The sequence below is a fragment of the Collinsella sp. TF10-11AT genome (genome assembly GCF_003437565.1).
Taxonomy (GTDB): domain Bacteria; phylum Actinomycetota; class Coriobacteriia; order Coriobacteriales; family Coriobacteriaceae; genus Collinsella.
The window spans coordinates 180003-205794 of record NZ_QSQW01000002.1 but is presented as its reverse complement, the minus strand read 5'-3'; the positions used below and the strand labels follow the sequence as shown (position 1 = coordinate 205794).

Here is a 25792-nt window from a genome sequence, read left to right as displayed (position 1 = left end):
TTTAACGGCGGGGGTGCACGGGTGTTTCACACACCCCCGCCGTCGCTTCTATCGCATCGTTGAAAGGATGCAACCATGCTGCTACCCGATTCCAAGACCGAGCTCGTCCGCCGTGGCAACAAGGTCGTTTACGACCTGGGCGACAAGATCGTCAAGGTCTTTAACGAGACCAAGCCTGTCTCCGACGTGTTCAACGAGGCTTTGAATCTTGCCCGCATCAATGAGTGCGGCATCCGCAGCCCCAAGGCTCTCGAGGTTTCCCAGCTCGAGAACGCCAACGGCTGGGCGCTCGTGACCGAGAAGGTTCCGGGCACCACCCTTGCCGAGAAGATGACTGCCGAGCCCCAGCGCTTTGGTGAGTATCTCGAGATGTTCGTCGACCTCCAGATCGAGATCCACGGCTACACCTCCCCGCTGCTCAACCGTCAGCGCGACAAGTTCGCCCGCATGATCGACAGCCTTGATCAGCTCAATGCCACCACGCGCTACAACCTTCAGGAGCGTCTGGACGGAATGACCAAGGAGTTCAAGGTCTGCCACGGCGACTTCAACCCCTCCAACGTCATCGTCGGCGACGACGGCCAGCTCTATGTGTGCGACTGGGCACACGCCACCCAGGGCTCCCCTGCTGCCGACGTTGCCACCACCTACCTGCTCTTCGCCCTCAACAGCAAGGATCAGGCTGAGGCCTACCTGGAGCTCTACTGCGACCGCGCCGACATGCCCATGCAGGTCGTGCGTCAGTGGACGAGCATCGTCGCCGCTTCCGAGCTCGCTCGTAAGCGCAACGTGAACGATGAGTTCCTGAAGAACTGGATCGACGTCGTCGATTATCAGTAATATCTGAGCGATTTATTTCGCATCGGAGGCACAAAGGGAAACCCCACAGCTCGAATGGGCTGTGGGGTTTTCCTTTTAGATATCGAGGATGCCACAAGATAAAAGGACGGCCCCACATCTCCCCGATCTGGAGAAATGCGGGGCCGTCCCGTATATCGAACTACAAGCGAAATCGTCGATTAACGGCGGGCCGCCTTAACAAGCTCGGCAACCTTGGCGACGACCTCGTCGATCGCCACGTCCTCACGCTCGCCCGTAGCACGGTCCTTGAGCTCCACAGTGCCATTCTTAAGGCCGCGCTTACCCAGAACGACCTGATACGGGAAGCCCATGAGGTCGTTATCGGCAAACTTAAAGCCGGGACGCTCGTCGCGATCGTCGACGATGACCTCGATACCCTCGGCGCACAGACCGTCAACAATCTGATCGCAGACGGTAGCGCACTCCTCCTTCTTGGGATCAAGCGGAATCACCGCGACCTCGTACGGGGCAACGGAGACCGGCCAGACGATGCCGTGTTCGTCGTTGTGCTGCTCCACGACGGCAGCAAGCGAGCGGGACACACCAACGCCGTAGCAACCCATGATGAGCGGCTTCTCCTTGCCGTCCTCGTCCATAAAGGTGGCACCCATGGCCTCGGAGTACTTGGTGCCCAGCTGGAACACCTGAGAGACCTCGATGCCGCGGGCAGCAGAGAGCGGCTTGCCGCAGTGCGGGCAGGGATCGCCGGCAACGACGGTGACCAGATCTGCCCACTCATCGACGGTAAAGTCGCGCTCGGGACAGGCACCGGTAAAGTGATAGTCGACCTCGTTGGCACCGCAGGCCCACTGCTTGGACTCGCGCAGGCTCTCGTCGCACACCAGACGGATGCCGTCGGGCAAGTAAACCGGTCCGATAAAGCCCTTGTGCAGACCGTAGGTCTGAAGCTCCTCATCAGTCATCATGCGATAGCCCTTGCCAAAGACATGCTCGGCCTTGCAATCGTTGAGCTCGTGGTCACCCGGGACAATGGCCACGACGGGCTTGCCCTCGGCGTCGATGAGTGCCAGAGACTTGCGCGTACCGTTCTCGGGGAAGCCAAAGAACTTGGCGACGGCCTCAATGGTACCCATACCCGGAGTCTCGACCTTGGTGAGCGTGCCGTCGCCGGGGCCCTCGGTCACAACGACCTTGGTGCTTGCCGCCTCGTCATCGGCAGCAAAGCCGCAATCGTCGCAGTAGACGAGCGAGGCCTCGCCGGCGTCAGCCAGAGCCATGTACTCGACGGAGGTGTCGCCGCCGATCTCGCCGGAGTCGGCGACAACGGGCAGAGCCTTGATGTAGCAGCGCTCGCAGATGTTGGCGTAGGCCTGCTTCATCTTGTCATACTCCTCCTGCAGGCTCTCCTGCGTGGCAGAGAAGCTGTAGGCGTCCTTCATGATGAACTCGCGGCCGCGCATCAGGCCAAAGCGGGGACGGAACTCATCGCGGAACTTGTCCTGAATGTGGTACAGATTGACAGGCAGCTGCTTGTAGGAACGCAGCTCATTGCGCACCAGGGCCGTGACGGTCTCCTCGTGGGTGGGGCCCAGCACGAACTCGCGACCATGACGGTCGTCAAAGCGCACAAGCTCCTTGCCATAGGCATCGATACGGCCGGACTCACGCCACAGCTCGGCGTCGACCATAATGGGCATCATGAGCTCCTGAGCGCCCGCAGCGTCCATCTCGTCGCGCACGATGTTCTCGATCTTGCGAATCGAGCGCCAAGCAAGCGGCAGGTAGGAATACAGGCCGGCGGCCTCCTTGCGGATCATGCCGGCACGGAGCAGCAGGCGGTGACTGGCGAGCTCGGCGTCCGCCGGATCCTCTTTAAGCGTCGGCGCATAGAGCTTAGACATATACATTGCTCGGGTCATTTATTTCTCCTCAATAAGCTTGTCGACCTCGGCCATCAGCGCGTCGACAATTTGATCCTCAGCTACTTTACCAATGATCTGGCCATGCGAAAAGAGCAGGCCCTGACCACGTCCGCAGGCAACACCCAGGTCGGCGTCAGATGCCTCTCCGGGGCCGTTGACCGCACATCCCATCACGGCGATCGAAAGCGGCGCGGAATAGTTCTTAAGCCGCTCGGTGACCTCCTCGGCGATGGGAATAAGGTTAACCTGGCAGCGGGCGCACGTGGGGCACGAGACAATCTCGGGACCACGGCGACGCAGGCCCAGCGACTGTAGAATTCCCCAGGCGACCGGCGGCTCCTCAACCGGATCGGCCGTGAGCGACACACGCATGGTGTCGCCGATGCCTTCGGAAAGCAAGATACCCAAGCCTACAGAGCTCTTGATGGTGCCCTGAAGCTTGGTCCCCGCCTCCGTCACGCCCAGGTGGAGCGGAACATGCGGTATCTCGCGCGACAGGGCGCGATAGGTATCAAGCGTCGTCTGTACGCTATGGGCCTTGGCGGATAGCACGATGTTGGTAAACCCACGGTCCTCAAAGTGCCGCACAAAGCGTTCGCTCGACATCACGAGCTTTTCGGGCTGCGTGAGGTCGTCGCGCTCGGCAATATCTTGCTCAAGCGAGCCCGCGTTCACGCCAATGCGAATCGCGCAGCCCGCGGCACCCGCGGCATCGATGACAGCGTCAACCTTGGCCCAATCGCCGATATTGCCGGGGTTGATGCGCAGCTTAGAGGCACCAGCCTCGACAGCGCCAATGGCAAGCTTATGGTTAAAATGGATATCGGCGACGATTGGCACCGGAGACTCGGCACAAATCGTGCGAAAGCCCTCGAGCGCAGCCTCGGTAGGCACGCTCACGCGCACGATATCGCAGCCAGCCTGCGCCAACGCGCACACTTGCGCAAGCGTTGCCTGGGCATCAGCAGTATCGGTGCAGGTCATAGACTGAACCACGACCGGAGCGCCACCACCGATCTGCACGCCGCCCACATGCACGGGGCGCGTCAACTCGCGAGGCAAAGGATGGGATAAAGACAATCCAAACACTCCCCTACAGAATAAAACGAAGGATGTCGGAACGAAGCATATAGACAAACAGCAGTGCAAAGAGCGCGATGCCGACATAGCTGACGATTGTCTGCACTTTGAGCGGCAGCTCGCGGCCCGCAATCTTTTGAATGATCTCAATAAGCAGCTTGCCCCCATCGAGTGGTGGGATGGGCAGCAGGTTCATAAAGCCAAGCGAGAACGAAATGAGGGCGGCAAAGGAAAGGAACGTGGCAGGGCCGGCAGCAGCGGCCTGTGAGGACATAACGCTAATACCCACGATCGAAGAAGACTGATCGAGAATCTCCATCGTATGCTGCGGCTGGAGCAGGCGCAGCACGCCATCCGCTGTCTGCACGACATAGGAGAACGACAGGCGAGCCGACGTGATGGGGTCTAAACGGACCACCTGCGTAGAGGCATACACACCCAGGCGCTCGTCCTCTTTGAGCGCAACCGTGGTCGAATGCTGCTTGCCGTCACGCTCGTACTCGATGGCGATATCGTCCTTACCGGCAGCCTTGCCGATGGCATCGTAGACATCCATCCAAGTGGAACATGAGGCACCGTCAACCGAAAGGATCGCGTCACCGCCCTCGATACCCGCCTTGGCGGCAATAGACCCCTCGTCAACCTGACCGATCACGTTGGTATCCATCGGCACGGTGACACCCGCAATGGAATAGATGCTCATAAGGAGCAAAAAACCCGTCAAGATATTGACGATAATGCCCGCGAGCAGCATAAAGGCGCGCTTGAGAAAGCCTTGGCCAAGATAGGTGTGCGAGCGCTCTTGCGCAAGGAACTCGGCCTCGCCGCACGGCAGCTCCCACACATCGCCCTCGGCAGTCGCATGTTCGCGATCGAAACGGCGACCATCAAAGGTGGTATAGCCTGCCTTGTCTCGCGGCAACGTCTGATATTTGGTGGGATAGTAGCTCGGCGAGGGCTTCTCCCCTTCCTCATACCAGGGCGCGATGGAGCCCCAGCCCAGCAAAAGGGCGCATGCCTCGAGCACATCCTCCTCGGAAAGCTCGAGCTCGACAGCAAGGTCGGCCACGGTCACGCGACCATGACGATAGATAGCCGCGAGCACGCGGTCGGCGCACGAAACATCGGTCGGATCCATACCGCAGATGGCAGCGTAGCCACCCAGCAGCAGCGGGGTCACGCCAAACTTGGTTCCAATGCGACGCGACGTGTAATGGATGTCAAAGCGGCACGGCAGACCCAAAAAGAACTCGGTCACACGGACGCCGCAGGCACGCGCCGCCAAAAAGTGGCCACCCTCGTGCAAAAACACGAGGACGGAAAGCATCAGCAGGCCCCAAAAGACCGATGAGAGAACGCTCAGAACAGTATCCATAAAACGAAAAAGCAATCCTTATGGGTTAGGAACGGGTTGCGGCGAGCACCTGCGCAGCCTTTTCACGCGCCCACGCATCGATGTCGCGAAGCTGCTCAAACGAATCGACCACCTGCATATCGTGGGCGTCCATGCAGGATTCCACAATGCAATCGATATCGGTAAAGCTGCAGCCATCGTGCAGGAAGGCATCGACGGCGACCTCGTTGGCGGCATTGAGCACGCACGGCATGGTGCCACCCGTCTTGCCGGCACGCTCGGCCAGTGCCAGACAGCGGAAGGTATCCATGTCGGCAGCATCAAACGTGAGCTGCCCCAACTCGCGAAAATCGATACGAGGCGCCGGGGTATCCCAACGCTCGGGATACGAGAACGCGAACTGAATGGGAATACGCATGTCGGAAGCACCGAGATGCGCCATCACGGAGCCGTCGGCGAACTCGACCATAGAGTGAATCTTGGACTGACGCTGCACGACCACGTTGATGAAATCGAGATCGCAGTTAAACAGGTGCATGGCCTCGATGCGCTCCAGGCCCTTGTTCATAAGGGTGGCGGAGTCGATGGTGATCTTGGCACCCATGGCCCACGTGGGATGTGCGAGGGCGTCGACACGCGTCACGCGATCGAGCTCGTCGCGCGTGCGGCCAAAGAACGGACCGCCCGAGCAGGTGAGCCAAATACAATGAGCCTCGCGTGGGTTCTCCCCCAGATAGCACTGGTAGATGGCGGAGTGCTCAGAGTCGACCGGAATAAGCTGGCCCGGTTGCGCCAACGGCATAAGCAAGTCGCCACCGACGACGAGGGACTCCTTGTTGGCAAGGGCAAGACGCTTATTCGAGGTCAAGGCCGCATGGCTCGCCTCGAGACCGGCGGCGCCCACAATAGCGACGAGCACGCAGTCGACATCGTCGCGACGCGCGAGCTCGCAAACCGCCTGCGCGCCAACGCCGAGCTTCGTTCCCTCGGGCAACTCCTGCAGCACGGCGTCATCGCCATGAGCGACATCGGCCACGGCAACCGCCGGAACCGAGAACTCGCGGGCAGCGGCAACGAGATCCGAGGTGCTGGAATTAACGGACAGCGCCGTCACCTGTAGTCGATCGGCATGCTGACGGCACACATCGAGTGCCTGGGTGCCGATAGAGCCCGTACAACCCAGGATGGCAACACGGAGGCGTCCATCGGGGCCATACGTCGTCTGGAATGACATTACAGCACGCCTCCGATCATAAAAAGCAGCTGCGCGGTAATGCAGCCGAAGATAAGCGAATCGCTACGATCGAGCATGCCGCCGTGGCCCGGGATAAGGTTACCGGAATCCTTAACGCCCACACCGCGCTTGATGCGCGACTCGATAAGGTCGCCGATAACGCCCAAAATGGACACGACCACGCCGCACAGCAGCGCATAGGGCAGGCTGAGCTTGTAGAAGTGCGTCGCCCACAGGATGAGCCAAATCAAAACCGAGCCAAGGATGCCGCCGACAAACCCCTCCCAGCTCTTTTTGGGTGAGATCTTGGGAACCATCTTGTGCTTGCCGATACGACTGCCCACGATGTAGGCAAACGAATCGGAGACCCAAAGGGACGCGCAAACGCCCACCGAAAGCAGGGCGCCGGCAAAACCGGGCACGGCATCGCGCAGCAACACGATAGCCGACAGCATAAAGCCAGTGTAGATGGGACCCATGAGCGTCACGGCCACATCAGAGATACGGGTACGCGGCGACCAGACATACCAAATGCCCACAGCGAGCATCAGGGCAAAAAGCAGGGCATTCAGCAACATCGAATCGCCCAACGCCGAAAGCGGAAAGAGTACGGCGGCAGCGATACCCATGCGCTCGTTAGCCATCTTGCCATCGAGCCTCGTCATACGGAAAAACTCATAGCAGCACAGACCGCTCATGACAGAAACAAAGATGGCCGTGGGGACGATACCCAAAACCAGGCACAGGATAAAGACAACGGCGTAGACGATACCGGCGGCGGCGCGGGTGATAAAGCCAGCCAGCCACGAACCGGTGCCGTTCTTTGCTGCAGGCGCTCCCGCAGCGGCAGCTTTGCGCGCAGGCGCCGCGGAAACTGGCGTCTTGGGAGCAGATGCCTTGGGACGATCGGACACGATTAAGCCTCCTCGGTCTTGCTCAGTCCACCAAACCTACGGTCACGGCCCTGATAGGCCAAAATGGCGTCGACAAGGCCCCAGCGATCAAAGTCGGGCCAATAGGTATCGGTGACGTAGAACTCGGAATAAGCCACCTGCCACAGCAGATAGTTCGAAAGGCGCAGCTCACCAGAGGTGCGAATCACAAGCTCAGGATCGGGAAGACCGGCGGTATAGAGGTGGGATGCCACCATGTCGTCATCAATTGCGGCAGGATCGATCTTACCGGCGGCAGCGTCGACTGCGATCTGACGGACAGCACGAGTGATCTCGGCACGCGCGCCGTAGTTGACGGCAAGCGCCAGCGTCATACCGGTGTGATCGGCGCACTCGGCTAGACCGCGTTCAAAAACGTCGCGAGTCTTCTTGGGCAGCGCTGAAATATCACCCAAAAAGACAACACGCACGTTTTCGCGCTTCAGAAGCGGCAGCTCGTCGATGAACGTCTTGGCAAACAGGTGCATCAAGACGTTGACCTCATGCTGCGGACGGTTCCAGTTTTCGGTAGAAAACGCATAGGCAGAAAGCACGTCGACGCCCAGACGCACGCAGGCGGTAATGATCTCGCGCAGCGAGACGATACCTGCCTTATGACCCTCGGTGCGTGCAAGACCGCGCGACGTGGCCCAACGACCGTTGCCGTCCATGATGCACGAGATATGGTGCGGAATGTTATTGAGGTCAAGGTCGGAAAAACCGACGCCCGCAGGGGCGTCGGCAAAGTACTCGACCAGTTTATGCTCGTCGTATTGCACCTTAGATCTCCATGACCTCGGCTTCTTTTTCCTTCAGAAGCTCCTCGACCTTGGCGACATACTCATCGGTATGCTTCTGGACCTTGGCCTGCTCGCGACGGACATCGTCCTCGGTGAGCTCCTCATCGCGCTCGAGCTTGTTGTTGAAGTCGCGACGGATGTTACGGATAGACACCTTGGCCTGCTCGGCGTACTCGCGGCACTCCTTGACGAGCTCGCGACGGCGCTCCTCAGTGGGAGCCGGGAACGGAAGACGAACGACGGTGCCATCGGAGTTGGGGGTAATGCCCAGATCGGAAGCGCCGATGGCCTTGACGATAGCGTTGATGAGGGCCTTGTCCCACGGCTCGATGAGCAGCATGTGAGCCTCGGGGGTCTTAACGGCGGCAACCTGCGTGACCGGCGTGGGGACACCGTAATAATCGACGGTGATGTCGGACAGAATGTTGGCGTTGGCGCGACCGGTACGGACCTTGGAGAAGTTATGCTTGAGGGACTCGAGCGACTTGTCCATATGGGCGGTGATGTTCTCTGCCATGCTTAATCCTCCTGATAGACGAGCGTGCCGACGGGTTCACCCGCGAGCGCGCGTTTGACGGTGTCCTCGCCATCGATGTTGAGGACCAAAATAGGCATACGGTTATCCTGGCACAGGGCCGTAGCTGTGGAATCCATAACCTGCAGGCCGCGAACGAGAACCTCGTGATAAGTAATCTTGTCAAAACGGACGGCATCGGCGCACTTGACGGGATCCTTGTCGTAGATGCCGTCAACCTTGGTGGCTTTAATCAGAATCTCGGCGCCGATCTCGCACGCACGAAGAGCCGCGGCGGTGTCGGTCGTAAAGTACGGATTACCCGAACCGGCGGCAAAAATAACAACGTTGCCCTTGGAAAGGTGGTTGATAGCGCGACGGCGAATATAGGGCTCGCAGATCTCGTTCATCTGGATAGCGCTCATCACGCGGCAGGGAACATCGTTATGCTCGAAGGCATCCTGCAGGGCGAGCGCGTTCATAACGGTTGCCAGCATGCCCATGTAGTCGGCCTGAGCACGCTCCATGCCACCGGCAGCGCCTGCCATGCCGCGGAAAATATTGCCGCCGCCGACAACGACGCCGACCTCATGGCCAACGGCGAGCAGCTCCTTGACCTGCTTAGCAAGATGGTCGGTAACCTTGGGGTCAATGCCATATTGGCCGTCGCCCATCAGTGCTTCGCCGGAAAGCTTAAGAAGCACGCGTTTATATCGGATGTCGGACAAAGCGATCCTCCTTTAATTAGACTCTCAATATGATATCAAAGGCTCTGATAAGAGCCATGAAAAAGCAGGCTGTGAGTAAAACCCACAGCCTGCTCATTACCAGCTACAAGAGCTTATTTACTCGCCACGGACCAGACGGTCAAAGGCAACGACGGTAATGGTGTCGCCGAGCTCCTTGGAGACCTGCTCAGCGTACTTCTTGATGGTGAGGGAGCTGTCCTTGATGAACTCCTGCTCGGTGAGCACGGACTGCTTGTAGAACTTCTCCAGACGACCAACAGCCATCTTCTCCTGGATAGCCTCGGGCTTGCCGGACTCGGCAGCCTGGGCCATGTAGATCTGCTTCTCGTGCTCGACGGTCTCGGCCGGAACCTGATCGCGGGTGGCGCAGATCGGTGCGACGGCGGCAACCTGAAGGGCAACGTCGTGAGCGAAGGTCTTGAAGGACTCAGCCTGAGCGGTCTCGGCCTTCTCGAAGGCGAACTCGACGAGGACGCCGATCTTACCACCCATGTGGATGTAAGAAGCGAGCGCGCCGCTTTCGGCCTTGCGGGCAGCGAAGCGGGAGATCTTCATGTTCTCGCCCATGATGTGAATCATCTCGGTGAGCTCGGAGGAAACGGTCTCCTCGCCCATCGGCTTCTCGAGCAGAGCATCGACATCGGCCGGCTCGGTGGTGGCGACAACCTCGGCGACCTTGGAAGCAAAGCCGGTGAACTTGGCGTTGGAGCCAACGAAGTCGGTCTCGCAGGAGAGCTCGAGCAGAGCGCCGGTCTTGCCATCCTCGGAGACGAACGCGGCTACAGCGCCCTCGTTGGTCTCGCGGCCAGCCTTCTTGGCAGCCTTGGCGAGGCCGTTCTTACGCAGAACGTCGACAGCGGCGTCCATGTCGCCGTCAGCCTCGACGAGAGCCTTCTTGCACTCCATCATCGGGGAGTCGGTCATCTCGCGGAGCTGCTTGACCATAGCGGCGGTAATCTGGGCCATTGTGGTTCCTTTCAAAGAGATGAAAAAGAATTAACTAAGACTGATTTACTCGGCCTTGGGCTCAGCGGCCATCTCGGCCTCGGAGACCTGCTCCTTACCGGAGCCAGCGAGGCAGGCGTCAGCCATGAGCTCGCACATAAGGGTGACAGCGGAGATAGCGTCATCGTTGCAGGGGATGCCGTACTCGACCTCGTCGGGATCGGAGTTGGTGTCGATCAGAGCGACGACGGGGATGTTCAGGCGCTGAGCCTCCTTGATGGCGTTCTCCTCGCGCTTAGTGTCGATGACGAAGAGAGCCTGGGGCAGACCCTTCATGTCGCGGGCGCCACCGAGGTTGGTCTGGAGCTTGGTGAGCTCCTTGCCGAGCACAGCCTGCTCCTTCTTGGGGAGCACTGCCATGCGGCCGTCCTCGACCATGGCCTCGAGCTCCTCCATGCGGTTGATGCGGGAGCGGATGGTGACGAAGTTGGTCAGCATACCGCCGAGCCAACGCTGGTTGATGTAAGGCATGTTGGCGCGCTCAGCAGCGTTCTTGACGGCCTCCTGAGCCTGCTTCTTGGTGCCGACGAACAGCACGTTGCCACCCTTGGCGACGTTCTTGACGAAGGTGTAGGCCTGATCGGCGTCGAGGATGGTCTGCTTGAGGTCGAGGATGTAGATGCCGTTGCGCTCACCGAAGATGAACGGCTTCATCTTGGGGTTCCAGCGACGGGTCTGGTGACCGAAGTGGCAGCCGGCCTCGAGCAGGGTGCGGATATTAATCTTGGTAGCCATGTTAAACCTCCTGTGGTTTGCCTCCGCGCGGGGTCATCCTCCAAAACCAACCCGGACATGTGCTACCAAAGCCCGGGCACCACGGTATGAAGTAGCCGCGCGTGCGTGATAAAAACCTGTTGCCGTGAAGCAACCCGATGAATGATAGCAGGAATGCTTCTTCCTGCCAACCCGCAATCAAAACCACACACCTGAGTGCGGCGCGGGACGTCCCAGCCACTATTCGCCGCGGGGATGGGCTTGAGCCACAGCCCGCTTAAGCCGATCGGGTGTGAGATGCGTGTAGATCTGCGTCGTGGACAGGCTCGCATGACCTAGCAGCTCTTGAACCGAGCGCAGGTCCGCGCCGCCCTCGAGCAAGTCGGTCGCAAAGGTATGGCGCATCGCATGCGGGGCGATGTCGGCCGGAATGCCGGCGAGCGTCGCCAGCGTATGGAACCGCCGCCTGAGCATGGCGGCACTCATGCAATTACCGCGCGCCGATATAAGCAGCGGATGCGGCCCGGTAGCGGGGTCACGACGCTTTGCCTGAGCGAGCAACTCCGGCCTTCCCTCCTCAATATAGAGACGCGTCGCCTCGAGCGCGCGACGATACAGAGGGACGATACGTTCTTTGCTCCCCTTGCCCCACAGGCGCAGCGTGCGTTCGGACCACGCAATGGACTCCACATTGAGTGCTGCGAGCTCAGAGATACGGGCGCCCGAGGCATAGAGCAGCTCGAGCATCGCCGCATCGCGCAGTCCCGCGGGTGTTGAGGTATCAGGCGTCTTGAGCAGCGCCTCCACCTGTTGGGTCGTCAGCACACCGGGTAGATCGCGCGGGAGCTTGGGCGAGGAAATTGCCGAGACCACATCGCCCTCCACGACCCCCTCGGCAGCCATCCATCGATAGAGCGATCGGATAGCCGACAGATGCGCCGCAAGCGTTCGGGGAGCCACCTGCTCACGCGAAAGCTCGGCAAGATAGCGACGAATGGTGCGCACGTCGGCAGCGAAAGCATCGATATCCTCGCGCTCGCACCAGGCAGCAAAGCGCTCCAGCCTCGAGCCATAGGCCGTCACCGTATTGGGAGAAAGCCCCTCGACACGTGCGATATAGGCGATAAACGAGTCGACGGTGTCGTACAGGTCAAAGGCTATGACCGGTCGCCTCCAAACAGATCGGGGCGAGTAGCCAGATAGGCATCAAGGGCCTCGAGCGCACGGTCCGCATAGGCCTGGTAGCGGTCGCGCTTGCTGTGGCGCTTACCATCCTCGAGTGGCGGCACCAGGCCAAAGTTGACATGCATGGGCTGGTAGCCCACGGTGGCAGGATCGGTCGCATAGCCCACGAGCGCGCCCAGGGCGCCCACGCGGGGCAACTCGACGCCCGCGGCGCCGATAGCCTCGGCATAGGTGTTGAGCGCCGCGAGCAGACCGGTCGCCACGGCTTCCATGTACCCCTCGGTGCCGGTGATCTGACCGGCCAGGCGCACGCCGGTACCAGGCACGGCAAAGGTGCCATCGAGCACGTGCGGGGCGTCGACAAAGGTATTGCGGTGCATGACACCGTAGCGGAAGAACTCAGCGTTCTCCAGGCCCGGCACCATATGGAAGACGCGCTTCTGCTCGCCAAAGGTCAGGTTGGTCTGGAAGCCCACCAGGTTATAGGCGGTCTTCTCCTTGTTCTCGGCACGCAGCTGAATCGCCGCCCAAGGGCGACGTCCGGTACGCGGGTCGGTGAGGCCGACGGGCTTCATGGCGCCAAAGCGAATGGCGTCCTTGCCGGTGCGCGCAACTTCCTCGGCAGGCTGGCAGGCCTGAAACAGATCGCCGCCCTCAAAGTCTTTGAGCACCACGCGGTCGGCCGTGGTAAGCGCCTCGATAAAGGCCTCGTACTCCTCCTTGTTGAGCGGAGCGTTGAGATAGTCGCCGCTCCCCTGCTCCTCGTAGCGCGACTGCGAAAACAGCACGTCCATATCGAGCGTGGAGGCATCGACGATCGGCGCCGCGGCATCGAAGAACGCAAGGGCGTCGCCACCGACGAGCTTCATGACCTCTTCGCTCAGCGCCGGTGAACACAGCGGGCCCGCGGCAATGACCACGTGGCCCTCGGGAATCTGCGTGACCTCGCCGTGCACGACCTCGATATTGGGACGGGCGGCAACCTCGGCCTCGACAAGCTCGGAAAACTTGACGCGGTCGACCGCCAGGGCACCGCCGGCGGGAACAGCCGCGCGATGGGCGCAATCGAGCAGGACTGAACCCATGCGCTCAAGCTCGGCCTTCAGCAAACCAGCCGCGGAATCCGGACGGGTCGACTTAAACGAATTGGAGCAGACGAGCTCTGCCAAGTGATCGGTATGGTGAGCCGGGGAGCTCACCTGGGGGCGCATCTCGCACAGCTTTACGGCAAAACCACGGTCTGCCAGCTGAATCGCGCACTCCGAACCCGCCAGACCGCCACCGATAACCGTCACCTGATCAAACAGCATCTGCAAACACCTTTCTAATTGACATGTTTTCCATTGTGACCGAAGGGTGTCTGGGCGTGAAGAGCAAACTTGGAGGGCGCATACCTTCCATCCATCATGCGCTCGATAAGGCCCTCGAGCTCAAGCGAACCCAGGAGTTTAAGTACGCCGACGGCATCGAGCGAGACGAGCGCCGCGATGTCGTCGACTTTGAGCGGAGAGGCGATGAGCGCATGCATCACGGTCTGCTGCGTTGGATCCAGGTCGGCAATGCCGGGAGCATCGGGGCGCGAGTAGCGCAGGGTGCCGTAGATGCGTGAGATAGCTATCTCGATAGATTCCTCGTCGATGATGCAGCAGGCACCGTTCACAATGAGGTAATTCGTGCCACGCGACTCGGGCGATAGGATCGACCCCGGCACGGCAAGAAGTTCTCGCCCCAAATCCATAGCAGCCTCGGCTGTAGAAAACGTCCCGGAAGGCATACCCGCCTCGGATACAAAGAGGGCTTGCGACAGGGCCGCGATCACGCGATTGCGGCGCGGAAAGGCAAACTTGCGCGGACCCATGCCCCACGGAGAGATCGACACGACCGCGCCACCCGTATCGAGCGTGCGCATAATAAGCCCCGCGCTCGAACGCGGGTAGACCACGTCGGCGCCCGTCCCCAGCACCACGACGTGTTTGCCGCCGGCGTTGACCGCAGCCCAACCCGAGGCCTGGTCACAACCGACCGCGCCACCCGAAACTACCGTCACTCCCGCCTCGACCGCCACCTTTGCCGCAAGCTCTGCCACGGCAAGACCATACGGCGAGGCCTTACGCGCGCCGATGATGGAGAGCGCGGGCGTCGAAAGCACCTCGGGGTTGCCGCGCACATAGAGTGTCTGGGGCACATCAGAAAGCTCCAAAACGGTCTCGGGATACAACGTGTCACCTGGATGCAGCTCGAAGGTCCCCTCGGCCATCATTGGTCCCTCCTTCCCTGGTACATCGCCGCCTCGAGCACGTGGTCCTGCGTCACTTGCTCGCTCTCGGCGACATCTGCGATCGTGCGCGCAATGCGAACCAGGCGCACGATGCCGCGGCCCGTGAGATGCGTGCGCTTCGACAGGCCGAGCACACACTTCTCCGCCGCATCATCGAGCTCAAAGGTCGAAACGACGCCGTCAATGGACCGTGTCTCGTCATCCTCGGCCTCGGCATCCGCATCGTCCATACGGGATTCGCGCCAAGCGCGAAAAGCGCGACCGCGCACAACGTAGTCACGTAACTCAGCTGACGACATACCCTCCGCGCCCTCGATAATCACCTGAGGGTCGGGACGGGTCACATCGATCATCATGTCGATACGGTCGGCCAAAGGACCGCGCAGTTTAGACCGATAGCGCTCGACCATCGATGCCGAACAGCGGCATGGCACCTCACGGTCGCCCAAAAAGCCGCAGGGGCAGGGATTACTCGCAGCCAGCAGCTGAAAGCGCGACGGGAAGGTAAAGGCCCCGTCGACGCGCACGATCCTCACATAGCCGCGCTCGATGGGCTGACGCAGCGTCTGCAACACACCCGTGGGAAACTCGGCAAGCTCGTCCAAAAAGAGCACGCCGCCATGAGCAAGGCTGATCTCACCCGGGTGCACCGGGCGCCCGCCGCCGATAAGGCCTGCGGTCGAAATACTGTGGTGGGGACTGCGGAAGGGCCGGTGCCCCGCCAACAAGCCATCGATGTTCTCACCCAAGACCGAATGGATGCACAGCGCCTCCTGCTGGTCCTCAACGGAAAGCTCGGGCAGGATGCCGGTCATACGACGGGCGAGCATCGTCTTGCCCGATCCCGGGGACCCGATCATAAGCAAACCGAGCTCGCCGGCGGCCGCAAGCGCCATGCCGCGCTTGGCGACTTCCTGCCCCAGCACATCGGCATAGTCGAGCTCGGGCTCAAAGGTCGCCTCAACACCCTCGGAATCCAGATAATGACGCACGGCATCGCCCATGCCGCGAGCAAGCTGAGACAGATGATCGATAAAGCCGCAATCAACGCCCGCGAGTGGCACATGCTGGTCTGACCTGCCGGCGATAAAAGACAGCCCCATGTCGCGAGCCAGCAGCTGAAACGCCACCTCGCCCTTGACGGGAAGCACCGTACCGTCCAAGCCGAGCTCGCCGGCGATAAGGCAGCGATCGAGGTTGTCACGGGGAATCTGCCCATCGGCCGCCAGAACCGCGATGGCGATGGGCAGATCAAAGCCGCTACCGGTCTTGCGAATATCGCCGGGCGCCAGATTGACCGTAATGCCCGAGCGTGGGATCTCGAACCCGGCGGAGCGCATCGCGCAGCGAATACGACCGCGTGACTCCATCACCTCCATACTCGGAATGCCGAGCATTTGGATGCCCGGAACACCACCGGCAAGCGAGACCTCGACCGTGACGTGAATCGCCTCGACGCCACGGATGCAAGCCGCGTGAACGGCAAACGTCTCGAACGCCATCACGACACCTGCCAATCGAACGCGTTGTACTGATGCTCGATCTCAGCGATATGCCCGCCACGAATGGTGACACCCACGGCATCGAAGCGAATCGCCTTGAGCGGATAATGCTCCATGAGATAGCAACTTGCGATGCGGCGGTAGCGGCGTTGCTTTTGGGCGTCCACTGCCTCCTCGGGAAAGACCCGCGTGCTGCAATCCAGTGCAACGCGTCTGGTCTTGACCTCGGCCATCACCACGACATCGTCGAGCTCATCGAGCAGCACCAGATCGGCCTCGCCCTCGGTGCAACGATAACCCTGCTCCAGCAAGGTGTAGCCGCGCTCGTTAAAGTAGTCGATGGTGATCAGCTCGCCCAGCATGCCCAGCTCGCGGGGACTGAGTCCCTTGATAAACTCGGGCGTCATCACCCCGCAGTCGAGCTCGCCGTTTTCCCAACGCTCCTTGAGCTGCTGCGTCTTGCTCTTTTTGCTTGCGGCACTCATGGGGTCTCCTTTCCCGCACGCTGTATTGCCCCGATGATGAGGGCACCTTTCATGCGGGTAAGTACCGGAAGCAAACCAAAAGCTGACCAAATGCCGTCAAAAAACGGGCCGTACGCAGCAATGGTGTTGCATACGGCCCGCTACCAGCAGGTTTATAAAACCCCTGAGGTCCCTGTCTCCACAATTGACCTAGAAAAGGCGCTCAGTCTGCAGAAAGTTTCCGCAAAAGCTCACGCGGTGCAGTGGACAAAGTCCATGTTTGCGAATGGCCTCGATATGCTCGGGGCTTGCATAGCCCTTCGACTCGGCCAGATGGTACTCGGGATACTCGGCGTCGTACTCGACCATCATCTCGTCACGCGTGACCTTGGCCATGATGGACGCTGCGGCGATGCAGGCGATTTTGGCATCGCCCTTCACCACATCGCGCTCGTTGGGAACGGCGCCCAAGGGGTTGCCATCCATGAGGACGCAGTCGGGCTCGAGCCCCGTATCGGCCACGGCGCCCGCGACAGCGGCTCGAATGGCGCGGGCCATGCCCATTTCATCGATATCCTTCGGCGCGATATGGCAAAAACCGATTGCCGTCGCCACCTCGGCAATCTTCACCGAGAGCAACTCGCGGCGCGCGGGCGTGAGCTTTTTGGAATCGTTGATACCCCAGACGCGCGGCTCCATAGGAAGACAGACGGCGCATACCGTCAAAGGGCCGGCCACCGATCCGCGACCTACCTCGTCGACACCAACGACCACCCCATCGCCGCCAAGCTCATGCATAAGCTCGTACATGTCATTGACGCGCTCGCGCTCGGCAAGCTCTTTGTCATGGCGTTTGAGGGCGCGTTCACAAGCCTTGATCACCTGCTGGCGCGGGTCCTCGCGATAATGCTCCACGAGGGCGGGAATCTCCTCAAACGTAGCGCTCGCCAACTCACCGGCAACCTGCGATGCCGAAACCGAGCTCGTCATGTTGGCCATACCAGGCCCTCCTTGCATACAAATCAGATAAAAAGAAGGGCCACCCGAAGGTGACCCTTGTGTCCAAACGAGTGGACAGACGCTGCGATCTTCTTAGCGCTTCTCGGGGATGCGAGCAGCCTTGCCCACCTTGTCGCGGAGGTAGTACAGCTTGGCGCGACGGACGCGACCATGACGGACGACCTCGAGCTTGGCGATCTTGGGGCTGTGAAGCGGGAAGGTACGCTCAACACCGACACCGAAGGACATCTTGCGGACGGTGAAGGTCTCGCGGGCACCGGCGCCGGCCATGCGGATGACGTCGCCCTGGAAGACCTGGATGCGCTCGCGGTCGCCTTCCTTAATGCGGTAGTGAACCTTGACGTTGTCGGCGACGCGAACCTGAGGAATGTCCTCGCGGATCTGCTGACGCTCGATTGCGCGGATGTAATCCATGTGCAATTCCTTACTCTTCTAGAGGTGCCGTACCACCCTGGCCGGCACGTAGTTGAACAAACGTATTCGAGTATACACGCGCGGGTTTCTGCTGCAAGAACAATTTTTTACGCAGACAAAAAGACAAAACCCGCACATGATAACCGCCCGCCTCACGAATGCGACGGGCGGTATGAAGGGGCGCTACGCTAGGCGTCGATGCGCAGGGGGCTAGGCGCTGCGCTTGGCCTCGAGCTTGGCCTGAGCGGCAGCCAGGCGCGCGAGGGGCACGCGATAGGGCGAGCAGGACACGTAGTCCACGTCGGCCACGTTAAACAGGCCCTTGATGGACTTGGGGTCGCCGCCGTGCTCGCCGCACACGCCAAAGTGCATGTCGGGATTGGTGGCGCGGCCCTTCTCGACGGCCAAGCGCACGAGCTCCAGCACCGCCGTGTCGATAGTCTCGAAGGGATTGTCCTTCAGGATCTTCTTGTGCATGTACAGCGGGATGAACTTGGCCTCGGCATCGTCACGAGAGAAGCCGAAGGTCGTCTGCGTGAGGTCGTTGGTGCCAAAGCAGAAGAAGTCGGCATGACGGGCGATCTCGTCGGCGACCATACAGGCGCGCGGCAGCTCGAGCATCGTGCCCACGGGAATGTTGAGCTCGACGCCCTCCTCAGCGGAAACCTCTGCGATCACGCGCTCGATGACCTCGCGGGTCTGGAGATGCTCAGCCGTGATGGAAACGAGCGGAACCATGATCTCGGGGCGCGGGTCGACACCATCCTTGATAAGGCGGGCAGCAGCCGTGGCCACAGCGCGGACCTGCATGAGCGGCAGATCGCCAAAGACGACGGACAGGCGCACGCCGCGCAAGCCCAGCATGGGGTTGGACTCGACCATGCCGTCAATGCGACGCAGGCGGGCGCGTAGGACGGCAAGCTCTTCCTCGCTGGCGCCAGCGGCTTCCTTCTTGGTGATGGCGACCTCGAGCTCTCGAGGATTATCCAAGAACTCATGAAGCGGCGGATCGAGCAGGCGGACGACCACATCGCGACCGGACATGGTCTTGAACATCGCCAGGAAGTCCTCGGTCTGAACCTTGAGCAGGTCGGCCAGGGCCTGCTGCTTTACGGCCTCGTCATCGGACAGGATAAAGCTCTGGATGATGTTCTTGCGGTCGCCCAGGAACATATGCTCGGTGCGGCACAGGCCGATGGCCTCGGCGCCAAACTCGAGCGCGAGTGCAGCATCCTCGGGGTTGTCGGCGTTGACGCGCACGTGGTTGGCGTGGCCGCAGGTCTCGTCCAAGCGAATCTCGTCGGCCCAGGACAGGATGGTGTCCAGGTCGCCGGTGAGCTCGGCCGAAACCAGGTCGACGGCGCCGTCGACGACGACGCCCAGGGTACCGTCGATGGAGATGACATCACCCTCGCACAGCACGCGGTCGCTGCCCTCGATGTGCACGACCTTCTCGGCGGCGTCGATATGGAAGCGCTCGACACCGCAGACGCAGGGCGTACCCATGCCGCGGGCGATAACGGCGGCATGGCTCGTCTTGCCGCCATGGCTGGTCAGGATGCCCTCGGCGGCGACCATGCCCTTCAGGTCGTCGGGGTTGGTCTCCCAGCGGACCAGAATGACCTTGTGGCCCTCGGCGGAACGCGCGACGGCGTCATCACTCGAGAACACGACCTCGCCCACGGCGGCACCAGGGCTGGCGTTAAGGCCGCTGGCCAGGGCCTCGTACTTCTTGGAGGCGTCGAACTGCGGGTGCAGGAGCTGGTCGAGCTGTGCGGGGTCGATGCGGCTCACGGCCTCCTCGCGGGTGATGAGGCCCTCCTCGACCATCTCGATGGCGATGCGCAGGGCGGCGGTGGCGGTGCGCTTGCCCACGCGGGTCTGGAGCATCCAGAGCTTACCCTGCTCGATGGTGAACTCGATATCGCACATATCGCGGTAATGATCCTCGAGCGTCAGGAACACGCGCTCGAGCTCCTCGCCTGCGGACTCGAGGCCCGAGGTGGTCTTGAGGTCGGCGATGGGCTCGGTGTTTCGGATGCCGGCGACGACGTCCTCGCCCTGGGCATTCACCAAAAAGTCGCCATAGAACTCCTTGGTGCCGTCGGCCGGGTTGCGCGTAAAGGCGACGCCGGTCGCAGAGGTCTCGCCCTTGTTGCCAAAGGCCATGGCCTGGACGTTGACGGCGGTGCCGAGCTCGTCGGAAATGCCGTGCTGCTTGCGGTAGATGCAGGCGCGCTCGTTCATCCAGCTGCCAAAGACGGCCTGGATGGCAAGGCGCAGCTGGAGCTCCGGATCGTGCGGAAAAACGGGCTTACCGTCAGCGACCTCGAGCTCGGGATACAGGGTCGCCTCGACGTTCTCGGAGAAGATGCCCTTAAAGGTCTCGACGAGCTCCTGCAGGTCCTCGGCCGAAAGCTCGGAATCGACACGAACGCCGGCGACCAGGCGGGCCTGGGTCAGGGCGTTCTCGAATAGGTCGGCGTCGACGCCCATGACGACGTTGGAGAACATCTGGATAAAGCGACGGTAGCTGTCCCAGGCAAAGCGCGGGTTCTGCGTCTGGGCGATAAGGCCCTGGACGGAATCGTCGTTGAGGCCCAGGTTGAGGACCGTGTCCATCATGCCGGGCATGGAGAACGGAGCGCCCGAGCGAACCGACACGAGCAGCGGATCGGAGGCATCGCCGAGTTTCTTGCCGCAACGGGCCTCGAGGTCCGCCTCGGCGGCAACGATCTCATCGAGTGCGCCTTCGGGCCAGACGTTGCCGGCACCGGAGTACTCGACACAGGTCTGGCAGGTAATGGTAAAGCCACCGGGAACCGGCAGACCGATGCGGCTCATCTCGGCAAGGTTTGCGCCTTTGCCGCCAAGCACGAAGTTCATGGATTTGTCGCCCTCAGTGACACAGGTGCCCTGGGCGTCGGTTCCAAAACGGTAAACCCTCTTGCAATCGCTCACGATACTTCCCCTTCCATGCGCTTACGCGCACGACCGTGGTAACGAATCGACCCGCCGGATGCGGGCCGTGAGGGTACTATACGGCGGGCATTGAGCGGGCTTGCGCAGAGGGCGCGGGGGTTGGTAAACGTGATAAATATGGCGGTAAACGGTAGGTAAAGGTGGTTACCTTATGAAGATACCAATGCAAGATGCTTGCAGGTCAAATGCTAGTTTATTGCTAAATCGCTTTACCAATATCGTGCATTATTTTTAGGTAGTCTTTTAGAGACGGGCATTTTTAGCTACCCCAATAAGCTAGCTTTGCTGGGCTCGGCGGGCGGCGCGGCGGGCACGGGCTTCTTGGATTTCCTCCAAGTGACTAATGATCTCGGAGGCGCTCTCCTCGATCGCCTTACCGTCGGTACGCACAACAAAGCAGCCTAAGCGCTTCATGAGTGCACGGGCTTCCTCAAGCTCGCTGCGCACGCTCTCGGGCTCGGCATAGGAGCCGGCAACGGCACGGGCGTAGTCATCGCCCAAGCGGCTATCGCGAATCTCAGAAATAACGTCGACGGTCGAAATCAGGCCGAACAGGTGCATCGGGTCAACCTCGTAAATCGACTTGGGCGGCTCCATGCCATGGGCCAACGGAACATTGGCGACCTTGTAGCCCTGATAGGCTAAATACATCGACAGCGGCGTCTTGGATGTACGCGACACACCCAGCAGCACGATATCGGCACCCGACAGATCGTCGCAACCACGACCGTCATCGTGCTCAACGAAATACTCCATGGCCTCGATACGATGGAAATACCGATCGTCGGTCTTGTGAATCACGCCCGCCACACCCTTGGGCGGCACGCCGACGAGCGAAGACAGCACGGCGAGCGTCGGACCGATCAGGTCGACCGAGCGAATGTGCAGCATGCCCAAGTAGTCGAGCACGCGAGCACGAAGGGCCGGGTCGACGATGGTATGGAACACGGCGATATCGCGATGGTCGGCATCGACGCGCGGCCCCACAAATGACTTGACCTGCTCCACGGAGGCCACCTTTGGCAGGCGCAAAACGTGAAAAGCCCCTTCATCAAATTGCCCGGACGCCGCAAGCACCACCTCACAAGCGGTATCACCGAGCGAGTCGGAGATAACGATAACGGTGGGACGAGCGGTGACCGGGCAATCCATGCGGGGCTCCTTTTGCGCTTATGCGCAGGCTAGCTTACTTTTTGCGGGCAAGCTCACCGATGTTGGCGATGCCGGAGAAAACGGCCTCGAAGCGGTTGAGCAGCTTAAGGCGATTATCGCGAAGCTGCTCGTCCTTGTCCATGACCATGACCTCATCGAAGAAACGGTCGATGGGCGCGCGCAGGGCGGCGAGGGCGGCAAATGCGGCCGGGTAGTCCTCGGCAGCAAGGGCGGCATCGACGGCGGTCTGAGCAGCCTCGGAGGCGTCGGCGAGCGCAAGCTCGACCTCGCCCATCAGGCTGCGGTCATACTCCGCACCCAGCTCGGGCTTGGAGATATGCGCGGCGCGGGCATAGGCGGTCGCCAGGTTGTCGAACGTCTCAGCGTCGTTCTTGCGGGCCTCGTCGAGGGCGGCGCAGCGGGCGAAGAAGACGGACGGGGCGATGATGTGCACCGCGGAAACGGCGGCGACGGTATCGGCCGGAATCTTTTCGTCGCGGGCCATGCTCACCAGGCGGCCATGGAAGAAGTCACGAACCTGCTGGGCGACCTCGGCGGCGTCGAACTCAATGCCCTGCTCACTGTAGAGTTCGAGGGCAAAGTCGATGAGCGACGTGGGGTCGATCGGCAGACGGTCGCGCAGGATGTTGATAATGCCGATAGCGGCACGACGCAGCGCGTAGGGGTCGGAGGAGCCGGTCGGGGGCTCGCCGATGGCAAAGATACCGGAGATGGTATCGAGCTTGTCGGCGCAGGCCACGATGCAGCCAGCGGTGCCCTCGGGCAGCTCGTCACCGGCAAAACGGGGACGATAGTGATCGCGAATAGCATGGGCGACCTCGTCGTTCTCCCCCATCGCGGTCGCGTAATAACCGCCCATCACGCCCTGCTGGCTCGTGAACTCGACGACGGCGTTGGACACCAGGTCTGCCTTGCACAGGTGTGCGGCGCGAGCAGCGTCGGCGGCAAGATGGGCGCCCAGGTGAGCCTCGCGGGCGATAGCGAGCGCGAGCTGCTCGATGCGCTCGGACTTGGCGAGCACGCTACCGAGCTTCTCCTGGAAGGCAACCTTGGCCAGACGCTCACGGAACTCGTCGAGGGAGATCTTCAGGTCCTCCTCGTAGAAGAACTTGGCGTCGTCCAGACGGGCGCGCACGACGCGCTCGTTGCCGTCGATCACGCGCTCGGCATTCTCGGGCTTGCTGTTGGAGACGACCACGAACTCACGCGTCAGCTTGCCCTCGCCGTCATAGATCGGGAAGTAGCGCTGGTTGGTGAGCATGGACTCGCAGATGATCTCGTGCGGGACCTTGAGGAACTCCTCATCGAAGGTACCGACGAGCACCGTCGGCCACTCGCAGAGGTTGATAACCTCCTCGAAGACCTTCTTGGGCGTATCGACATGGCAGCCGGGACGGGCAGCCTCGACCTCGGCGATACCGGCGAGAATCGCCTCGCGACGGCGCTCGGCAGAGAGCACGCCGGCGTCCTCGAGCACCTGCTCGTAGGCGGCGGGGCTAGCGACAACGTGGTCACCGGGGCCAAGCACGCGATGGCCGCGCGTGGTATTGCCGCTCGTCACGTCGGCAAACGACACGGGCACAACGTCCTCGCCCAGAAGGCAGCAGATCCAACGGACCGGGCGCACGAAGGTGGCGTGCTCGTGACCCCAGCGCTGAGAGCGGTAGTTGGGCCACTGCAGGCCGGCGATGGTCTTCTCGCACAGAGCGGTCAGAATCGGCGTAGCCGGTGCGGAAGGAATATTCTTCTCGGCAAAGACGTACTCGCGGCCGTCGGTGTCCTCGCGACAGACCAGATCCTCGGCAGCCACACCACACTTGCGGGCAAAGCCCTGGGCGGCCTTGGTGGCGTTGCCATCGGCGTCGAAGGCGATGTTGGCCGCGGGACCGCGCTTGACCTCGTGAACCTCATCGGTCGCGGTGGCGACGTCGGCAACGAGCGCAGCCAGGCGACGCGGGCTCGAGATCACGCGGACCTCGCCGTGGGCCAGGCCTGCATCGTCTAAACCCTTGGCGATCATGGTGCCAAGCTGCTTGACGGCATTGTTCAGCGGCGCGGAGGGCATTTCCTCCGTACCGATCTCAAACAGGAAATCCTTAGCGTCTGCCATGGCTTACGCCACCTCGCCTTCCTGGTCGGCATTCTCGTTCACTCCGGCGACCTCGGCCATGTAGGCCTCGCAGCACGCCTTGGCGACGGCGCGGACGCGCAGGATGTAGTTGGCACGCTCGACCGCGGACAGGGCGCCGCGGGCATCGAGCAGGTTAAAGGCGTGACTGCACTTCATGACGCAGTCGTATGCGGGCAGCGGCAGCTTGCGCTCCAGGCAGGAATGGCACTCGGCCTCGTAGTCGTCAAACTTCTGACGCATCATCTCGACGTTGGCAACCTCAAAGTTATAGGCACTGAACTCGCGCTCGTTCTCGAGGAACACGTCGCCGTAGGTCATGGGCGTGCCGTCGGGCAGGTAGCTCCACACCAGATCGTAGACCGAGTTGACGCCCTGGGCGTACATGGCGATACGCTCCAGGCCATAGGTAATCTCGACGGGCACGGGGTCGACCTCGATACCGCCCACCTGCTGGAAGTACGTAAACTGCGTGACCTCCATGCCGTTGAGCCAGACCTCCCAGCCAAGGCCCCAGGCGCCCAGGGTCGGGCTCTCCCAGTCGTCCTCGACAAAGCGGACGTCATGGTCGTTGGGGTCCAGGCCAATGGCGGCCAGCGAACCCAGGTAGAGCTCCTGGGCGTTGACCGGCGACGGCTTGATGAGCACCTGGAACTGATAGTAGTGCTGCATGCGGTTAGGGTTCTCGCCGTAGCGGCCGTCGGCGGGACGGCGGCAAGGTTGAGCATAGCAGGTGCGCCACTCGGCGGGACCGAGCGAGCGCAGCGTGGTCGCGGTATGGAAGGTACCGGCACCGACCTCGGAGTCATAGGGCTGCATAATGACGCAGCCCTGCTCGCCCCAGTACTGCTGGAGGCGCAGGATGATGTCTTGGAAGGAAAGCGATGAAGCGTTCATGCCTCTAATATCCCCTCGTCGAAACGATTACACGGTTAGGTACTGTACTATAGCGGTTTTTAGTCGATAGCGCCGATGCGGTTGAGCGGCCAGTAGCGAACGAGTGCCACGGCCATTAAATCGGAGCGGTCGACCGGCCCAAAATAGCGGGAGTCGGCTGAGTTCTCTCGGTTGTCGCCCATCACCCACACACACCCGTCGGGGACGGTGTAGGGATAGCTCACTTGGGCGCCGGGCGCTTGGACCGAAAGCGGCCAGCTCATGCCCGCCGTATAGTCCTCGTCGAGCGCTTGGCCGTCAACGACCACCTTGCCGTCCTGCAGTTCGACCGTCTGGCCGGCCGTGGCAATAACGCGTTTGACAAGAACATCATGCTCAGAGGTGCCATCGGGGTTGTGAAACACCACGATATCGCCCTGCTTGACGGGCTGACCGAGCTCGAGGCTCACCTTTTGCGCCAGGATCTGGTCGCCAATCTCGATTGTGTCCTCCATAGAGCCGGTGGGCACCACAAAGGGCTCGACCACAAAGGTGCGGATCAGAAAGGTGGCCACAAGCGCGATCGCGATGACCGCGATCCACTCAAAAGCGCCCCTCAACGCGGAATGTTGCGTAGGAACCAT

At 61.2% G+C, this 25792-nt stretch carries 23 protein-coding genes; 1 reads left to right on the top strand and 22 read right to left on the bottom strand.

The genetic code is table 11. The features are described from left to right. Positions 1-75 precede the first annotated feature (75 nt). Entirely contained in the window at positions 76-840 is a 765-nt protein-coding gene (locus DXC99_RS02385) for an aminoglycoside phosphotransferase family protein (protein ID WP_006236119.1), read from the top strand. Positions 841-1019: 179 nt separating this feature from the next. Here the strand turns inward: DXC99_RS02385 and DXC99_RS02380 are convergent, their stop codons facing one another. The 22 genes from DXC99_RS02380 to lepB all read right to left on the bottom strand — a co-directional run bounded on the left by DXC99_RS02380 (position 1020) and on the right by lepB (position 25792). Continuing rightward, positions 1020-2741, bottom strand: coding sequence for a proline--tRNA ligase (locus tag DXC99_RS02380; protein WP_233505651.1), 1722 nt, complete (start codon positions 2739-2741; stop codon positions 1020-1022). Then, positions 2742-3824 carry a flavodoxin-dependent (E)-4-hydroxy-3-methylbut-2-enyl-diphosphate synthase gene (gene ispG, locus DXC99_RS02375; protein ID WP_117564267.1) on the bottom strand — a complete coding sequence of 361 codons (1083 nt, stop codon included), beginning with the start codon at positions 3822-3824 and terminating at the stop codon, positions 2742-2744. A 13-nt stretch (positions 3825-3837) separates the two neighbouring features. Further along, a complete protein-coding gene (locus DXC99_RS02370; RefSeq protein ID WP_117629176.1) occupies positions 3838-5199 on the bottom strand; it encodes an RIP metalloprotease in 1362 nt (453 codons plus the stop codon). A gap of 25 nt (positions 5200-5224) precedes the next feature. Beyond that, complete coding sequence (gene dxr, locus DXC99_RS02365) at positions 5225-6412, bottom strand: 1-deoxy-D-xylulose-5-phosphate reductoisomerase (protein ID WP_117629175.1); 1188 nt, start codon at positions 6410-6412, stop codon at positions 5225-5227. Continuing rightward, on the bottom strand, positions 6412-7326 hold the full coding sequence (locus tag DXC99_RS02360) for a phosphatidate cytidylyltransferase (RefSeq protein ID WP_233505650.1): 915 nt from the start codon (positions 7324-7326) through the stop codon (positions 6412-6414). Before DXC99_RS02360 ends, dxr begins: the two co-directional genes overlap by 1 nt. A gap of 2 nt (positions 7327-7328) precedes the next feature. Beyond that, positions 7329-8123: an isoprenyl transferase gene (locus DXC99_RS02355; RefSeq protein ID WP_117629174.1), complete on the bottom strand. Its 795-nt coding sequence runs from the start codon at positions 8121-8123 to the stop codon at positions 7329-7331. A gap of 1 nt (position 8124) precedes the next feature. Continuing rightward, complete coding sequence (gene frr / locus DXC99_RS02350) at positions 8125-8661, bottom strand: ribosome recycling factor (protein WP_006236112.1); 537 nt, start codon at positions 8659-8661, stop codon at positions 8125-8127. Positions 8662-8663: 2 nt separating this feature from the next. Then, positions 8664-9386 carry a UMP kinase gene (gene pyrH, locus DXC99_RS02345; RefSeq protein ID WP_040359955.1) on the bottom strand — a complete coding sequence of 241 codons (723 nt, stop codon included), beginning with the start codon at positions 9384-9386 and terminating at the stop codon, positions 8664-8666. A gap of 117 nt (positions 9387-9503) precedes the next feature. Beyond that, positions 9504-10373 (bottom strand): translation elongation factor Ts, encoded by an 870-nt coding sequence (tsf, locus tag DXC99_RS02340; RefSeq protein WP_117629173.1) that lies wholly within the window; start codon positions 10371-10373, stop codon positions 9504-9506. A 45-nt stretch (positions 10374-10418) separates the two neighbouring features. Next, positions 10419-11147, bottom strand: a complete 729-nt coding sequence (gene rpsB, locus DXC99_RS02335; RefSeq protein WP_006236109.1) for a 30S ribosomal protein S2 — start codon at positions 11145-11147, stop codon at positions 10419-10421. Between the two features lie 219 nt (positions 11148-11366). Continuing rightward, positions 11367-12275, bottom strand: coding sequence for a tyrosine recombinase (locus tag DXC99_RS02330; protein WP_369831446.1), 909 nt, complete (start codon positions 12273-12275; stop codon positions 11367-11369). 8 nt (positions 12276-12283) lie between these two features. Next, positions 12284-13621 (bottom strand): methylenetetrahydrofolate--tRNA-(uracil(54)-C(5))-methyltransferase (FADH(2)-oxidizing) TrmFO, encoded by a 1338-nt coding sequence (trmFO, locus tag DXC99_RS02325; RefSeq protein WP_117629171.1) that lies wholly within the window; start codon positions 13619-13621, stop codon positions 12284-12286. A gap of 14 nt (positions 13622-13635) precedes the next feature. Then, complete coding sequence (locus tag DXC99_RS02320) at positions 13636-14571, bottom strand: DNA-processing protein DprA (RefSeq protein ID WP_369831445.1); 936 nt, start codon at positions 14569-14571, stop codon at positions 13636-13638. Further along, entirely contained in the window at positions 14568-16091 is a 1524-nt protein-coding gene (locus tag DXC99_RS02315; protein ID WP_117629170.1) for a YifB family Mg chelatase-like AAA ATPase, read from the bottom strand. Before DXC99_RS02315 ends, DXC99_RS02320 begins: the two co-directional genes overlap by 4 nt. Then, positions 16091-16576, bottom strand: a complete 486-nt coding sequence (locus tag DXC99_RS02310) for a YraN family protein (protein ID WP_117629169.1) — start codon at positions 16574-16576, stop codon at positions 16091-16093. Before DXC99_RS02310 ends, DXC99_RS02315 begins: the two co-directional genes overlap by 1 nt. A gap of 189 nt (positions 16577-16765) precedes the next feature. Continuing rightward, positions 16766-17554 carry a ribonuclease HII gene (locus tag DXC99_RS02305; protein WP_117629168.1) on the bottom strand — a complete coding sequence of 263 codons (789 nt, stop codon included), beginning with the start codon at positions 17552-17554 and terminating at the stop codon, positions 16766-16768. Positions 17555-17647: 93 nt separating this feature from the next. Beyond that, the gene (gene rplS, locus DXC99_RS02300; RefSeq protein WP_006236098.1) at positions 17648-17989 is read right to left on the bottom strand and encodes a 50S ribosomal protein L19; all 342 of its coding nucleotides are present in this window, start codon (positions 17987-17989) and stop codon (positions 17648-17650) included. A 210-nt stretch (positions 17990-18199) separates the two neighbouring features. After that, on the bottom strand, positions 18200-20950 hold the full coding sequence (ppdK, locus tag DXC99_RS02295) for a pyruvate, phosphate dikinase (RefSeq protein WP_117629167.1): 2751 nt from the start codon (positions 20948-20950) through the stop codon (positions 18200-18202). Between the two features lie 297 nt (positions 20951-21247). Then, positions 21248-22123, bottom strand: coding sequence for a pyruvate, water dikinase regulatory protein (locus tag DXC99_RS02290; protein ID WP_117629166.1), 876 nt, complete (start codon positions 22121-22123; stop codon positions 21248-21250). 34 nt (positions 22124-22157) lie between these two features. Further along, positions 22158-24254, bottom strand: a complete 2097-nt coding sequence (gene glyS, locus DXC99_RS02285) for a glycine--tRNA ligase subunit beta (RefSeq protein ID WP_117629165.1) — start codon at positions 24252-24254, stop codon at positions 22158-22160. Positions 24255-24257: 3 nt separating this feature from the next. After that, positions 24258-25169, bottom strand: coding sequence for a glycine--tRNA ligase subunit alpha (locus DXC99_RS02280; protein ID WP_006236091.1), 912 nt, complete (start codon positions 25167-25169; stop codon positions 24258-24260). Positions 25170-25228: 59 nt separating this feature from the next. Beyond that, positions 25229-25792, bottom strand: coding sequence for a signal peptidase I (gene lepB, locus DXC99_RS02275; RefSeq protein ID WP_117629164.1), 564 nt, complete (start codon positions 25790-25792; stop codon positions 25229-25231).

Bases quoted from the DNA above. Each gene is read 5' to 3' on its own strand.
- DXC99_RS02380 (WP_233505651.1), bottom strand. From the start codon at position 2,741: ATGACCCGAGCAATGTATATGTCTAAGCTCTATGCGCCGACGCTTAAA.
- rplS (WP_006236098.1), bottom strand. From the start codon at position 17,989: ATGGATTACATCCGCGCAATCGAGCGTCAGCAGATCCGCGAGGACATT.
- dxr (WP_117629175.1), bottom strand. From the start codon at position 6,412: ATGTCATTCCAGACGACGTATGGCCCCGATGGACGCCTCCGTGTTGCC.
- DXC99_RS02290 (WP_117629166.1), bottom strand. From the start codon at position 22,123: ATGGATTGCCCGGTCACCGCTCGTCCCACCGTTATCGTTATCTCCGAC.
- trmFO (WP_117629171.1), bottom strand. From the start codon at position 13,621: ATGCTGTTTGATCAGGTGACGGTTATCGGTGGCGGTCTGGCGGGTTCG.
- DXC99_RS02315 (WP_117629170.1), bottom strand. From the start codon at position 16,091: ATGGCGTTCGAGACGTTTGCCGTTCACGCGGCTTGCATCCGTGGCGTC.
- rpsB (WP_006236109.1), bottom strand. From the start codon at position 11,147: ATGGCTACCAAGATTAATATCCGCACCCTGCTCGAGGCCGGCTGCCAC.
- DXC99_RS02280 (WP_006236091.1), bottom strand. From the start codon at position 25,169: ATGAACGCTTCATCGCTTTCCTTCCAAGACATCATCCTGCGCCTCCAG.
- DXC99_RS02310 (WP_117629169.1), bottom strand. From the start codon at position 16,576: ATGAGTGCCGCAAGCAAAAAGAGCAAGACGCAGCAGCTCAAGGAGCGT.
- DXC99_RS02320 (WP_369831445.1), bottom strand. From the start codon at position 14,571: ATGATGGCCGAGGGGACCTTCGAGCTGCATCCAGGTGACACGTTGTAT.
- lepB (WP_117629164.1), bottom strand. From the start codon at position 25,792: ATGGTTCCTACGCAACATTCCGCGTTGAGGGGCGCTTTTGAGTGGATC.
- DXC99_RS02305 (WP_117629168.1), bottom strand. From the start codon at position 17,554: ATGGCCAACATGACGAGCTCGGTTTCGGCATCGCAGGTTGCCGGTGAG.
- frr (WP_006236112.1), bottom strand. From the start codon at position 8,661: ATGGCAGAGAACATCACCGCCCATATGGACAAGTCGCTCGAGTCCCTC.
- tsf (WP_117629173.1), bottom strand. From the start codon at position 10,373: ATGGCCCAGATTACCGCCGCTATGGTCAAGCAGCTCCGCGAGATGACC.
- DXC99_RS02385 (WP_006236119.1), top strand. From the start codon at position 76: ATGCTGCTACCCGATTCCAAGACCGAGCTCGTCCGCCGTGGCAACAAG.
- DXC99_RS02370 (WP_117629176.1), bottom strand. From the start codon at position 5,199: ATGGATACTGTTCTGAGCGTTCTCTCATCGGTCTTTTGGGGCCTGCTG.
- glyS (WP_117629165.1), bottom strand. From the start codon at position 24,254: ATGGCAGACGCTAAGGATTTCCTGTTTGAGATCGGTACGGAGGAAATG.